Raw genomic sequence first — 13,493 nt, 5'->3', positions numbered from 1 at the left:
GTCAGTTAATCCGAGACCAAAAATACTAATTAAATAGTACTTTGGTTTACTTTTTACTTAATAATATACTCACGGCATTACCGCCAAAACCTACGGCATTCACTAATATGTTTTTAATTTTTTCTGGTTGTTTTTGATTTTTTAAATACGGGACTCCAATAAATTTTTGATGATTTAACATCAAAATGGCTAATTCTAAACTTAAAGTTCCTGAAGCTCCAAACGTATGCCCTATTTTCCATTTATTGGAAGTGACGGCAGGTAAGTCGTCTTTAAAAATTGCTTCTATTGCTCTAAATTCACTCAAATCCCCCTTTATAGTACCAGGGGCATGCATAACAATAACATCAATATCCTTTAGAGGGATATCTCCCAAAGCCATTTTTATAGAACGCTGAAAACACTGTGCATCACTAGAAATGGAAATATTGTGTTCTAAAATTTCTGTTGCATAACCATAGCCTTTAACTAATGCCAAAGCATTGTCTTTTTCTCCTTCCTCCAAACAAACCATAGAGGCGCCCTCACCCAAAACCATGGTGTTTTGTTTTTTAGTAAGGTCTAACGCTTTACACGGATAGTCACCTTCCTGTTTAGAATATATTTTAAGGGCCTGCATTTGGGCAATAGTAAACGGAGTTAAAGGTGCTTCACTTCCACCAACTAAAAATTTGTTACACATACCAGAGTTTATCCAAGCAATGCCATTAAGCATTGAATGTAAAGCAGTAGAGCAAGTTATAGAATGACTAATTTCTGGTCCTTGAGTTTGTAAATCATGTGCCACCCATGATGCAATATTTCCTAATGTAGTTGTTGGTGAACTTAAAGTTTTTGCTTTATTGTTCTTTAAAAAACTTTTATGATAACTTTCAAAAAGAGTAGTAGCACCTCTAGAAGATCCTATATTTATTCCAAAATTGTCAGAAGTATTCCAGCCAGATTGTTTTATAGCTTGTCTAGAAGCGTAAATGGCGTACAAAACAGTCTCATCTAGAGATTTATATTTCTGATCAGACTGACGTAAAATTTCAATTTCTTGTTTTGCTTCTGATGGAATTTCAGCAACTAAAGCATCTGTTTCTTGAAATGATTTTTCTGAAATACAATGCTTATTTTTTTGATAGCTCTCCCAAGCTTCATCTAAAGATTTTCCTAATGGAGAAATTGATGAAACCGCGGTAATAGAAATTATGTTTTGCAAGGTTTGGTAACTTTTAGGCAAAAGTACATGTTCTTAGAGTTATTTCACAGTAATTCATGGTTAGAAAAACAAAATCTTGAAATAGTGTAACAGCTATTAAAAAAAGGACACATATCTTTATAAATAATTACTCAGACATTATGGAGGAAACTAATCAGAAGAGTTGGTTTGGAAGAAATTGGCCATGGGTTTTGCCTGTTGGAGGTTGCTTAACATTAATTGTTTTGGCTGTAATGGGAATAGGAACACTGTTTGTTGGAGTTTCTAAAATGTTTACTTCTTCTGCACCTTATGAATATGCCCTAAGCGAAGCCTCTAATAATGCAGAAGTTATTGCTGTTCTTGGAGAGCCTATCGAATCTGATGGTATTATTAGCGGAAATATTTCATTGAAAAATAATGACGGAGAAGCTGATTTTTCCATTCCTATTAAAGGTCCGAATGGAGTAGGCTCAATCACAGTTGTTGGGACAAAAACTGATGGTGAGTGGACCTATAAATTGTTATATGTTACCATAAAGGAAACCCAAGAGCAAATCAATTTACTAAAAAAAGATTTAGAGGGTATCTAAAACATCTTCAATGACTTTGTAAATCTTATTTAATTGGTTTTGAGTAATAACGTAAGGTGCTTGAATATAAATAGTATTCCCTAACGGACGCAGAAAAACGCCATTATCCATAAAGAATTTAAAAAGATTATCTCTTAAATCTCCATAACGCTCCATTTCAACATTCAAATCTAGTGCAAAAATGACACCTGTTTGACGTATTGATTTTACTTTTGAATGCTCTTTTATATGCGTACCAAACTTCTTATGTGAAGCAATTATTTCAGTAATATTAATTTGGATTTCGGAAGATTGAAGCAGCTCAACACTTGCCAATGCCGCAGTACATGCTATAGGGTTAGCTGAATAGGTGTGTGCATGAAAGAGCCCTTTTCCAATGTCATCACTGTAAAAGGCCTCATAAATTCCTTGGGTACATGTGGTTATGGCCATTGGTACCAAACCTCCTGTTAACGCCTTACTCAAACAAATAACATCTGGTTTTATTTCAATATAGTCTGATGCAAAATATTTTCCAGTTTTTCCAAAACCTGTCATAACTTCATCAGCGATGGTTATGATATTTTTTGCTTTACAAAATTTTAAAATCTCTGATAAGCCATTTGTATCATACATTTTCATGGCTGCAGCGCCTTGCACCATTGGTTCATAAATAAATCCAGCTACTGCATTTTTCTTTACTATATCACTTAATTGATTTAAAATAGCTTGGTTGTTTTCTCCATTAGGTGTTGGGATTCGTTTTACGGTGATAAAGAATTCTTCAAATGGACCATTATAAACTGATAAACCAGAAACGCTCATAGCCCCAAAAGTATCGCCATGAAAACCATCTTCAAAAGCAATTAAAACATTACGTTTTTTACCTTTGTTAGAATGGTATTGTAAGGCCATTTTAACACCAATTTCTACTGAAGTAGAGCCATTATCACTAAAGAAAATTTTGTTTTGATTGTCTGGAAGGATCTTAATCAACTCTTCCGATAATTTTATTGCTGGTTCATGTGTGAAACCGCTAAAAACAACTTGATCTAACTGTTGCATTTGAGCAGCCACCTTGCCGGTAATATAGTCGTTACAATGTCCATACATACAGGTATACCAAGAGGCAATGGCATCTATGTATTCATTGCCATCTTCATCATAAAGCAAACAATCTTTTGCTTTGGTTATGGCAATAGCTTCAGGGTGTAATTTATGTTGTGTTAACGGGTGCCAAATATGTTTTTTATCGCGTTCTTTGAGTGTCATATTCGTCATGCTGAATTTATTTCAGCATCGCATAATTTGTTAATAATCTAAGGTTTTTAAAGAAGGATTAATCGATTTAATCAAATTTATTTTCCACTCTTTATGCCAATTCTTTAATTGTTTTTCTCTTTCAATGGCTTGTTCAATAGCTGAAAATGTTTCAAAATATATCAAATCTTTCACATTATATTTCTTTGTAAACTTTGATGCTGTTCCTTCATAATGCTCTACTAAACGTTTTGAAAGATTAGCTGTTACTCCAATATAAAAAGTAGTTCTATACTTATTTGTTAGTATATAAACGTAGCTTGATTTCATAAATGTGCGACCCTGAAACAAGTTCAGGGTGACGAAAGTCTTTTTATAGTTTTTTCAAATTATCTCTAAAAATATCAGCATATTCTTTCACAACATTTTGGTCAAAATAAGGCTCTTCATTTATCCGGCCTATCACTATTACATCCGTCATTTTTTTAATAATACTCTCTGTTGAAGGATGCTCATCACCACTAAAAAGCACAGCTACACTATGACCTTTATCTTTCAAAGCGTTTATAGTAAGTAAGCTATGATTAATACTTCCTAAATAATGACGAGATACCACAATTACTTTGTCTTTTGGTCTTATTAAATCTAATATAGTTTCGGAATCGTTTATAGGAACCAACAATCCTCCTGCTCCTTCAATCACTAGATTGTTCTCCGTTTTAGGTCTTTTAATTTTTAATTTTTCAATTGAAACTTTATCTATTTTTGCAGCCGCATGAGGGCTCATAGGTGTATTAAGTGCAAAACTATTGATGTGAAATTTTGATTTAGTATTTGATACTAATCGTTCTACTTTTTTTGTATCACAATTGTCTAATTCACCTGCTTGTATCGGCTTCCAATAATCTGCTTGTAAAGCTTCTGTTATAATGGCTGAAGCCACCGTTTTGCCAACTTCTGTAGAAATGCCCGTTATAAAGTAAGTTTTCATTTTACGTTGAATTCTGTTTTACAGTCTTCGCATTTGTACTTGTGTCTCATGTAAAATGGAAGTGCGCCAAATAAAAAGCCAAAAATAAACCAAAACAAAGATTTAAAGTCTTTTACTGTAGAAAATAATTCTATTTGATTGCTTTCGCAACTTGGGCAATTTATGGGCTCTCCGTTGTCATCAACAGAATATTTTTGAATGGAATCTAGAATCTCTTTTGCTTCATCAAATTGATTAGATAGCACCTTTAGCTTTACACCTCCAATGGCATTACTAACCAAGGGATCTGTATCAATAGTTATATTATCGGCTAAAAAAACTTGAATGCCATCTGCTTCCAGCCGGCCTTTAATAATTTGAGCTTCTGTTGAATATTGAAATCTAGCTAAAGTTTTAAAAGTGTCTTCCATATTTAAACAAAAGTAGCAAGTAACTCTAAAACTTGAGCTATTTCTTTTTCAGAATTATAACTGTGCAAACAAAAACGCAATCGTTCATGGCCTTTAGGAATTGTTGGCGATAAAATTGGTTTAACATCAAAACCGTTTTCTTGAAGTTTTTCTGCAATAAATTTTACTTTGTCATTACCAGAAACAATACAACAATGAATAGCAGAATGACTTTCAATAAACAAACCTTGAAGTTTATTTTTTAGTATTCCGTTTTTAAAAAATAGGATGTTTTGATGTAATTTTTGTTTCTCATCTAAAGCTGTTAAAGCTTCATATGCTGAGTGTATAGTTGCTAAAGCGTGAGGGGGTAAAGCTGTTGTATATATAAAACTTCGGCTAAAATTAATAAGGTATTGCCTTAACTGCTCATTACCTAAAATGGCTGCTCCGTGACATCCTATTGCTTTACCAAAAGTGATGATGCGTGCAAAAACTTCTTGTTCTATATTCAGGTGTTGAATTAAACCTTCACCTTGGTTTCCAAAAACTCCAATCGCATGAGCTTCGTCAATTACTAAAAAAGTATTGAGCTTCATACATAATGCAGAAAGACTTTTCAAGTCTGGTGAATCTCCATCCATAGAAAAGACAGATTCTGTAACAACATAGATGCTTGATTGAGTTTCTGTAACAAGCTTTGAATGACGAAGTATAAGTTGCTCTAGTGCTTCCAAATCATTATGTGTAAACTTAAAGGCCTTTGCATTACTCATAGAAATGCCGTCTCTTATAGATGCATGACTATATTCATCATATAAAATAACATCACCTCTTTGTGGAACAGCTGAAAAGAATCCTACATTGGCATTGTAGCCAGAATTGAAAATGAGTGCAGATTCACTTTTATGAAAATCAGACAAAATACTTTCTATAACTGAATATAAAGGGTGATTTCCAGATAATAACCGAGACCCCGTAGCTCCATTTTGTTTGATTTTATGTCCTGTCAAGTAATTATGGGCATTATCAAAAATGGTTTCATTTTTAGAAAACCCTAAATAATCATTAGACGAAAAATCAATACAATAGCTTTGGTTTTTAAGTACTCTTAAAGCATTATTCGTTTTGCGTTCATCTAGTTTATGCTGTAATTTATTAGGAAAGTTTTTCATTGAAAAACAAATATAATTAATGCTTTTGTTATTATACGATTAAAATATTTTAAAATATAAATTATTGTTTTACGATAATTTTATATATTTTTGTTATTGTTAAACAATAATAAAATGAAAAAACTAGCATATTTTACATCCTTGATATTATTTTATAGCATTGCGTTTTTATTACTATTTGTAATGGTGTTTTCAATGCTATCTTATTTTGAATATAAATTCGGAATACAAATTCCGTTTGTTGAGGTTATTGAAAATCGTGCAAAGGTGCATGTTCCGTTATTAGGTTTACGGATAAATGTTCCATTCAATTACGGCATTCTAATTATGTGGTCTGCCATGTTGTATTATGCCATCTATTTTTATGCATTTAAAAATTTCCTGAAAGTATTTATTGAAAAAAAGATATTTGAAACAAAACCTTTAAAACGTTTACGCTTTTTCATGATATTAAATTTGGTGCCGTTAGTTTATATCATAGTATTTACCGCTTCATTTTTAGTACGAGGGGTGAGAATTCGGTTAGAAGATGACTATTTTATTGTTTTAGCGCATTTAGCCATAGCATTTTTAATATATCTATACTTGGATGTTTTGAAAAAGGGAAAACACATACAAGAGGAAAACGATTTAACCATATAATTATGCCAATAGTTGTAAACTTAGACGTTATGCTCGCAAAACGAAAAATGAAGAGCAAAGAGTTAGCTGAAATTATTGGTATAACTACGGCGAATTTATCAATACTAAAATCTGGTAAGGCAAAGGCCATTCGTTTTTCTACTTTAGAGGCTATTTGCAAAGCCTTAGATTGTCAACCGGCTGATATTTTAGAGTACATTGAAGATTAAAATTGTATTTTTGAATCAAATCAATTAGTATTCCTTGTAATTATGAAATCGTTCTTATTGACTTCACTTTTTTTTATATCATTTTTAAGTTTTTCTCAGGATAATCATATTGTTAAAACCGAGGATGGTAGACGGGTTTTATTGAAAGCGGACTTTACTTGGGAATATATTGATTTAGTGAAGCCTAAGATTAAAGAAGTTAAGACAGAAACTACGGTAGCTAAAACTTCAAAAGGAGACACTTGTAAATTGGCTGAGGACTTTGTAGAACCTAAATTGGATAAGAAGATTCAGACGGAACTCAAAAAAGGACGAGCTACTATTATCCATGTAAAAAAGAAAGTAGCTAAAGACAATAAATGTGAAGTTGAAGATGTGATTCTACTATCTGCTAAAGAAAGTAAGGCCAGCGGGATTTATCATTTTTGCGCTAACGGTACTAAAGTTGTATACAAACGCAGCGGACATAGTATTGCCAAAAAGATAAAATTGTTTTAGGTTAGTCAGAATATATTATTTTACCTGCTTCTATTGTGGCTTTTTTGTCTACCCATTTATAATTGTTCGGAATGGTGGCATCTAGTAAATCAATATTTAAGAATTCAGAAATTTTATAACCTATTTCAAAGGCTTCAATAAAATCAAATTTTTCATAAAGTTCCCAATGTTTGTTGCGATCAAACCAAAGGTTGACTTCAAAAATTTTATTTCCATCTTGTAAAGGCTGATGAAAAATAGATACGTATTTATAATTGCTTATACTTTTCCATTGCCCTATTTTAAGTGGGCCTATCTCAATTGTCGATCTAAACTTTGAGTTGTTTAAATCTATATATACACTTTTATGAAATGAAAAAGCTATTCCGAAACCTGTTAAATATATAACAAGCTCTATTTGATGCCCGAAATCAATCAAATGGTCATCAATCAAATTTGCTCTATAAATTGTATAAGCAAATAAAATAACAGCGGAAGTTAAAAATAAGGAAGCTATAACTCGTTGCCATAATGGACGCTGTTTTTCAGAAACAATAATATTTTCTTTCACTATTAACTTATACTTTTATTTGAAACAAAAGTATAAAATACATATATTTAGTAAGGTTAATTAGGTATCAAAATTGAAAAGTGGCATTACATACCAGAAGGCGTTAACAGATGACGAATTATATCAAATTTTAAAACTTCAGAAAACTAATATAATCTCATCCATTACAGAAGAAGAAAAGCAAAAAGAAGGTTTTGTAACAGTGCAACATAGTTTTGGGATTTTGAAAGCTATGAATAATAAATGCGCCCATTCAATAGCAACACATGAAAGTAAAGTTATAGGGTATGCACTTTCTATGACGGACGATTTTAAGGAAGAAATTGAAGTTTTAAAACCAATGTTTGAGGAAATAGACAATTCTTTAGAAGGAGATACCAGTTATATTGTGATGGGACAAATTTGTATACATAAAGCTTATAGAGGTCAAGGTGTATTTAGAGGACTATATAATTTCATGAGACAGGAATTAAAAGAAAAGTTTGATGCTATAATTACAGAAGTAGATATTAAAAATCAACGTTCATTAAATGCACACAAAGCTGTTGGTTTTGGGCTTTTAAAAAAGTATGCATTCAACAATCAGGATTGGGAACTCATTATTTGGGAAATTTAAAACAACTTTCTACCTTATTTTCATGTATATTTATAGGCACTACTTTTATTTTAAGAGTAAATTTAAGAAGCAGATTTGGTTTTAGATGGAAATATGCTGAAATCTTTAATCAATAAAAACATCATAAAATGATATTACCCCAATCAACAAACCTAACCTTGTTTTCTCCAGAAGACATAAATGATTCGCTGGGAGCCTTATTTTTCGATACTGGAATTTCAGCTGGGTTTCCATCTCCAACCGAAGATTTTAAAGAGCAACGTTTATCATTAGATAGAGAGCTTATTAAAAACAAAGAAGCTACTTTTTTTGCACGGGTTAGTGGACAGTCCATGATTGGCGCTGGGTTAAATGATAATGATTTGTTGGTGATAGACAGGAGTTTGGAACCAGAAAACAATAAAATAGCTGTTTGCTTTTTAGATGGGGAGTTTACGGTTAAACGACTAAGAGTTCAAAAAGATGAAGTTTGGTTGCAGCCAGAAAACCCAGATTACCCTATTATAAACATCACAGCTGAAAATAATTTTATTATTTGGGGTATTGTTACTAATGTGATTAAGAAAGTGTAATCATTCCTTCTAAATTTATCTAAAATAACTTGGAATGAATGATTTGACTATTGTTTCTATAGAAATAAGTTAGGTTTTGATTTAAAAATTCATGATTTAAAATGTAATACCAGAACTCATATTGTTTAAACTGTCATGAACAATTAATCCTAATATCCCAACAATAATTATAACGCTTCCTCCAATACTTAAAAGAGTTGACTTTGATTTATCTTTAAGATGAACTTTTTTTAAATCGGTTTCATTAATTGGGGTTTTAGAAATTTCATCACCATTCAACTTAGTACCATAGAAAATGTTATCTTCTAAGGAAATTCTAGTAAATTTCATTGTCTTTTTATCCAATGTTACAACCTTCACTTTAGTATTCGATTTAGATGCTTCTTTAAGTGATACGGTGGCCGATTGGTAAACCGTGCAATTTTGCAATATAATTACTGTAGATAAGCAAATAGCAACTAATTTTAATTGTGTCTTAATTGCTTTCATGACAAGAAGTTTCTTTAGTTTTCCTTTTTTTTCTGAAATAATTAATAATAAAAAGAATCCCTACTAAAATAAAAGGAACTGTAATGGTTAAAATTATTCCTAGGCTTATTAAAACAGAATGATTCATTCTATAATTATGTGCATAAACAATAGGGGACAATACAAGACCAATAATGGTAAACAAGATACCTCCAATAAATTCCTTATTCCATGCCAAAACAAGTAAAGCCAGTAAAATAAAGGAAGGTATAAGATGCATTAAAAAAGCTCCTATTTGTTGCCAAAATGAAAGCTCTGGTGAAAAAGCATCCAATGCAAATAAGCTCACAAATGCAATGGCTATAATGCAAAAAATCCGGGGTAACCAATGAAATATTTTATCAGATTTTTTCATGATTACATGGTTTATATGTAACCAATTAATATATTTAAATTTAAGTCAATTAACTATGATAAATATCAGTTTCAATCTGTTAACTAAAGAATAAAAAAATAAGGTGCCTTTAAACAAGGCACCTTATTTTAATCAACTATGCGGATTACTCTATTTCTTAACAAGCTTTAAAGTATTAATCCCTGATTCGGTTTCTATTTGAGCAAAATAAATCCCTGTCTTTAATTTTGAAGCATCAATTTTTGCTTCTCCAGATTTTGGAATCATAGTATTGAAAACCTTTTTTCCAAAAATATCAAATACTGCTATTGAAGAAATTAGGCCATTATTAGTTTTTATTGTCCAATTATCCTTTGCTGGGTTAGGATAAATTTTAAAAGAATTATCCCTATAAATATTGGTAGATAAACTAGCTGTCTGCTCAACAGAATCAAAGTAAAAAGTAGATGAATTAGTACCATTTCCTAAATTACCAAAATCAAACATAAATACTACGCTGTCAAATAAACTAGCTCCAGCTGCTGAAAAATCCCAACTTAATGTTTCCCATTGGCCAGTTACTGTTGTAATTGCATCTAGATCTGTAGCATTACCACGATTGGACTGTTGTTCTAGTTTCAATTTAACTGTTGTTCCTATTGGTGCTTCAGTCCATACCCTTAGTGTAATATATTTTTTGGTAGTAAAATCTAAGGCTCCTGCTAGATTTAAATAGGCTCCTGCCCAAACCATACCTCCATCTCTAACTATTTTGGCCAGTTTTGTGCTTGTGTTACCAGTACTTTGAGGTGCCTCAACAAACTCTACCGTACCCGTGCCCCCATCAAAATTTGTAAAGTCCGAAGTAGTTGGTGCAGTTTCGAAATCAAATGGTAAGCCAGTGTTTTCTGTGGGAGGCTCACATACATCGGTATTATATGCAAAAGTCATTCTTCCAAGGTTAAATTCACCATTCGTAGCAACTACTCTTAAAACATGAATACCTGCGGTTAAGTTTACATTACTCACCGTTTTAGTGCTCCAATTTGCCCAATCTCCTGTTGATTGAAACCCAACATCTAGACTCACTTTTTCCTCATCCAATTCCAGATAGAGTGGTCCGCCACCGCTAGTGTTTCCACTGGCATATCGCAAACTTAAATCATAGCATCCTGTAGTTTGTACATTAACAGTGTATTCCATCCACTCACCATCGGCTATCCAGCCAACAGTTGCGCCTTCAGACACATCAGAAACTGCATCAACATCTTCATTAGTTCTAAAATCTCCATTATTACCTATAGACGAATCAAAATAAGCTATATTTTGCCCTTTACCTCCTTCAAATATATCGTAATGACCAGCTTCAATAATTCCAGGAATAGCTGCTGCCGTTCCAGAATATGGCACTTGATCTCCAACCTGAATTGTAATTATATTACTTATACCAAAGCTTGATGAAGTATGAATTTTAGCATACAGGTTATAGATACCTAAAGCCAAATTTCCGGTATTAAACTCGTAAGGTGCGGTTGTGTCTTCTCCTAGCAATGATGTTTCATTATAAAACTCTACTTTAGTAATCCCACTACCAGTAGTTGTAACGGAAAGATTAGCATTACCGTTTTCAACGGTTTGATATGTATCAGACTCTAATTCACCCGAAACATTAGCCCCTATACTTGTAGCCATTTCATTTGCCGGAACATCAAGTGTAAAGCCATCAGAAAAAGTAACGGTAATTGGTGCATCTGAATAATTATGAGCCACATAGGTTTTATCTGCACCATCATTAAAAACAGCTGCAATGGGGTAATTTGCTGTAATACTAGCATCTAATTGGCCCATGGCATTCATAGCATGTAACCAATGATAGGTTTGTGCATCTGAAACACCAAATTTTAAGTCTCTATCAGGATTTGCATTATAAAGAGAAATTGCTTCGGCAGGGTCTAAAAATGATAAGTATTTCCAAATGGTATCGTGCCATAGGTTTGGATTGATATCATCTGGATTTAAGATGCCAGTATTAACTTTTAACTCATCCCATATTTTTTGTACATAAGCGGTATTTTGGCCTAAATACAGGGATCCACCATGCATTGGATACATTTCTATTACATAAGATGCGGTAATATCTGCTGTCCAAAAGGTGCCATTATCATAGGAGTTCCCCCATACTCGTGAAACTAAACTATATTGGTGAGAGGGACTAAAGTTACGCTCATACATATCTAGCCAATATTCTTCAACAGCTGTTTGTTCTGTGGTGTATAAATAAACGCCTAAATCCCTAACAGCATCGTTTTCTGTAATAGTTCCCCAATGAATTAAAGAAGAATTGAACTGCATACTTTCTGAAGTAGATTCTTGGTCATTACCTTGTGGAAATGTTGCAAATCCGTTTGCCCAACAATGCCCTGCATAAGGGCTAAAATTTCTTAAAAATGGAAACTGGGTGTCGTTCCTGTTGGACGATGCTGCATCCCTAATAAGCAGGTTAACCATATCTCCCCAGTCATTTGCCCAACCAGGTTCGAATTGTTCCATAAATGCCGCGGCATGAATGAAATAACCCCAATGAAAATGGTGGTCATTTATGTTATTGTCTTGCCCATGACCCGCTGGATAACCTAACATGGCAGACCAATCATTGTTGTAATAAAATAAAAAAGCAACTTCACCAGATTCATAAGTTAACCAATCTTCCAGTCGTTCTTTAATAGTTGCTATCATTTTATCGCGGGCCTCCGTATTACCCATTTGATCTGCTATTCTAGCTGTTTGGATTAATCGATTCATTACCTGCCCCTCATTATAAGAATCTGTCCATGTTGCTAAACCGTCATTCTCTATTTGAGAAATTTTTGCATGTAAGTCAGCAGGGTTAAAACTCGCGCTAAAATTTGCCACATCGGGCATTGTAGGAAGGATACCTTTAAAAGTGTTTTCAACTGTAAATGTATTACCATCCAAGGTTTTTATTTCTCCTCGAACATTATCATAACTATATCCTGAAGGTGTTGCAGAACTTGAAGAAAGATTACTCCACTGGTGCGGTAATAGGCCCATAAGCATATTTGTATTGGTTAAAGAACCATCTTTAACATTTACACTAGCTGTAAACGTAGATGTAACCACCCCATTAGCCACATTATAATTCCAAGCTACTTCTGTATTAGTTGGAAAAACATAAGCATATTTTTTATATTCATTAGCTACAGTTGACACATTAGACGCAGATTGAGGAATCATAGCCATAGACCAATAATTCTCTCCATTTAAAGTTGAAGTATAAGTGTTTCCGGTTTGTATCCATGTGCTTCCTGTTGGTGCATAAATTGCAAAATCACCGCCATTTCTTGCGTCAGTTATTGTAATCATTTCATTTGAAACGCTTACTATTCCAGAATTGATAGTTACTGATGCTAATTCTGAGTTTTCCTTTTCAAAATATATAAAAGGCATTCCTATACCAGATGTAGCATTAAATTTATCGTTCCAGTTCATTGTAACCGTCCAATCAGAATAATCTGAAACTGTGGCTTGACTCTCATTTAACCCTGAAACACCTACTATTATAGGTTGAATATCATCAATAACACCCCAAGGAATATAGGTTACTACTAAACCATTGTTGGTGGTTTTCATGGTCATAGGATAATTAAATAAGTTATCTGCATGATTGTTTTTAATCAAGCTAGACCACCAATCGTTTGTAGGTGCTGGTTTTCCTGCTGCTGCTCCAGATAATTGAGGCGTGCCAGAGGGGTAACCATTTCTTGCTGCAGCATCGGTTCCTGGGAAAGAGGTTGTATAGCTTCCATTACCCACCGGTACTTGTGCAAAAGATTGAATTGTAAAAAGTATGGTTAGGGTGAAAAGGAAACATTTTACCAATTGGAGATTATTTTTCATTTAAATATTTTTAGAATTTCATTTTAAAAAGAAGACGCTTTTATTAGCGCCTTCTT

General features: G+C 33.0%; 16 protein-coding genes. 6 read left to right on the top strand and 10 right to left on the bottom strand.

All coding sequences use genetic code 11. From position 1 onward, the window contains the following. Positions 1-46: 46 nt before the first annotated feature. Complete coding sequence (locus FUA22_RS10625) at positions 47-1,204, bottom strand: beta-ketoacyl synthase N-terminal-like domain-containing protein (protein ID WP_147768122.1); 1,158 nt, start codon at positions 1,202-1,204, stop codon at positions 47-49. Between the two features lie 140 nt (positions 1,205-1,344). Between FUA22_RS10625 and FUA22_RS10620 the strand changes: the two genes are divergently transcribed. Next, a complete protein-coding gene (locus tag FUA22_RS10620) occupies positions 1,345-1,776 on the top strand; it encodes a cytochrome c oxidase assembly factor Coa1 family protein (protein WP_147768120.1) in 432 nt (143 codons plus the stop codon). On the opposite strand, the gene bioA is transcribed toward FUA22_RS10620, so the two are convergent. From bioA to FUA22_RS10595, 5 genes are read right to left on the bottom strand one after another with little or no spacing between them, the layout of a single operon-like run. Continuing rightward, on the bottom strand, positions 1,762-3,027 hold the full coding sequence (gene bioA, locus FUA22_RS10615; RefSeq protein WP_147769066.1) for an adenosylmethionine--8-amino-7-oxononanoate transaminase: 1,266 nt from the start codon (positions 3,025-3,027) through the stop codon (positions 1,762-1,764). The genes FUA22_RS10620 and bioA overlap by 15 nt on opposite strands. Positions 3,028-3,066: 39 nt before the next feature. Continuing rightward, a complete protein-coding gene (locus tag FUA22_RS10610) occupies positions 3,067-3,345 on the bottom strand; it encodes a GIY-YIG nuclease family protein (protein WP_147768118.1) in 279 nt (92 codons plus the stop codon). Positions 3,346-3,388: 43 nt separating this feature from the next. Beyond that, on the bottom strand, positions 3,389-4,006 hold the full coding sequence (bioD, locus tag FUA22_RS10605; protein WP_147768116.1) for a dethiobiotin synthase: 618 nt from the start codon (positions 4,004-4,006) through the stop codon (positions 3,389-3,391). Continuing rightward, a complete protein-coding gene (locus tag FUA22_RS10600; protein WP_147768114.1) occupies positions 4,003-4,416 on the bottom strand; it encodes a putative signal transducing protein in 414 nt (137 codons plus the stop codon). The genes bioD and FUA22_RS10600 overlap by 4 nt, the downstream gene beginning before the upstream one ends. Positions 4,417-4,418: 2 nt before the next feature. Continuing rightward, entirely contained in the window at positions 4,419-5,570 is a 1,152-nt protein-coding gene (locus tag FUA22_RS10595; protein WP_147768112.1) for an aminotransferase class I/II-fold pyridoxal phosphate-dependent enzyme, read from the bottom strand. A gap of 114 nt (positions 5,571-5,684) precedes the next feature. On the opposite strand from FUA22_RS10595, the gene FUA22_RS10590 reads away from it, so the two are divergent. From FUA22_RS10590 to FUA22_RS10580, 3 genes are read left to right on the top strand one after another with little or no spacing between them, the layout of a single operon-like run. Further along, entirely contained in the window at positions 5,685-6,212 is a 528-nt protein-coding gene (locus FUA22_RS10590; protein WP_147768110.1) for a DUF2975 domain-containing protein, read from the top strand. A gap of 2 nt (positions 6,213-6,214) precedes the next feature. Continuing rightward, on the top strand, positions 6,215-6,421 hold the full coding sequence (locus tag FUA22_RS10585; RefSeq protein ID WP_147768108.1) for a helix-turn-helix domain-containing protein: 207 nt from the start codon (positions 6,215-6,217) through the stop codon (positions 6,419-6,421). 57 nt (positions 6,422-6,478) lie between these two features. Further along, positions 6,479-6,919, top strand: coding sequence for a DUF3157 family protein (locus FUA22_RS10580; RefSeq protein ID WP_241664812.1), 441 nt, complete (start codon positions 6,479-6,481; stop codon positions 6,917-6,919). A gap of 1 nt (position 6,920) precedes the next feature. Here the strand turns inward: FUA22_RS10580 and FUA22_RS10575 are convergent, their stop codons facing one another. Then, complete coding sequence (locus tag FUA22_RS10575) at positions 6,921-7,469, bottom strand: hypothetical protein (protein ID WP_147768104.1); 549 nt, start codon at positions 7,467-7,469, stop codon at positions 6,921-6,923. Positions 7,470-7,542: 73 nt separating this feature from the next. Here FUA22_RS10575 and FUA22_RS10570 point away from each other — a divergent pair, with 73 nt between their 5' ends. Then, positions 7,543-8,085 carry a GNAT family N-acetyltransferase gene (locus tag FUA22_RS10570; protein ID WP_241664811.1) on the top strand — a complete coding sequence of 181 codons (543 nt, stop codon included), beginning with the start codon at positions 7,543-7,545 and terminating at the stop codon, positions 8,083-8,085. Positions 8,086-8,213: 128 nt separating this feature from the next. Then, positions 8,214-8,657 (top strand): LexA family protein, encoded by a 444-nt coding sequence (locus FUA22_RS10565; RefSeq protein WP_147768102.1) that lies wholly within the window; start codon positions 8,214-8,216, stop codon positions 8,655-8,657. Between the two features lie 96 nt (positions 8,658-8,753). Here the strand turns inward: FUA22_RS10565 and FUA22_RS10560 are convergent, their stop codons facing one another. From FUA22_RS10560 to FUA22_RS10550, 3 genes are all read right to left on the bottom strand, one after another. Continuing rightward, a complete protein-coding gene (locus FUA22_RS10560) occupies positions 8,754-9,146 on the bottom strand; it encodes a hypothetical protein (RefSeq protein WP_147768100.1) in 393 nt (130 codons plus the stop codon). Further along, complete coding sequence (locus FUA22_RS10555) at positions 9,133-9,540, bottom strand: DUF7670 domain-containing protein (protein WP_147768098.1); 408 nt, start codon at positions 9,538-9,540, stop codon at positions 9,133-9,135. Before FUA22_RS10555 ends, FUA22_RS10560 begins: the two co-directional genes overlap by 14 nt. Before the next feature lie 150 nt (positions 9,541-9,690). After that, positions 9,691-13,437 carry a glycosyl hydrolase gene (locus FUA22_RS10550; protein WP_170309895.1) on the bottom strand — a complete coding sequence of 1,249 codons (3,747 nt, stop codon included), beginning with the start codon at positions 13,435-13,437 and terminating at the stop codon, positions 9,691-9,693. Positions 13,438-13,493 lie beyond the last annotated feature (56 nt).

Source organism: Seonamhaeicola maritimus (assembly GCF_008056315.1).
Taxonomy (GTDB): Bacteria; Bacteroidota; Bacteroidia; order Flavobacteriales; family Flavobacteriaceae; genus Seonamhaeicola; species Seonamhaeicola maritimus.
The sequence above is the reverse complement of the archived record's forward strand: the minus strand, read 5'-3'. Positions and strand labels throughout refer to the sequence as shown.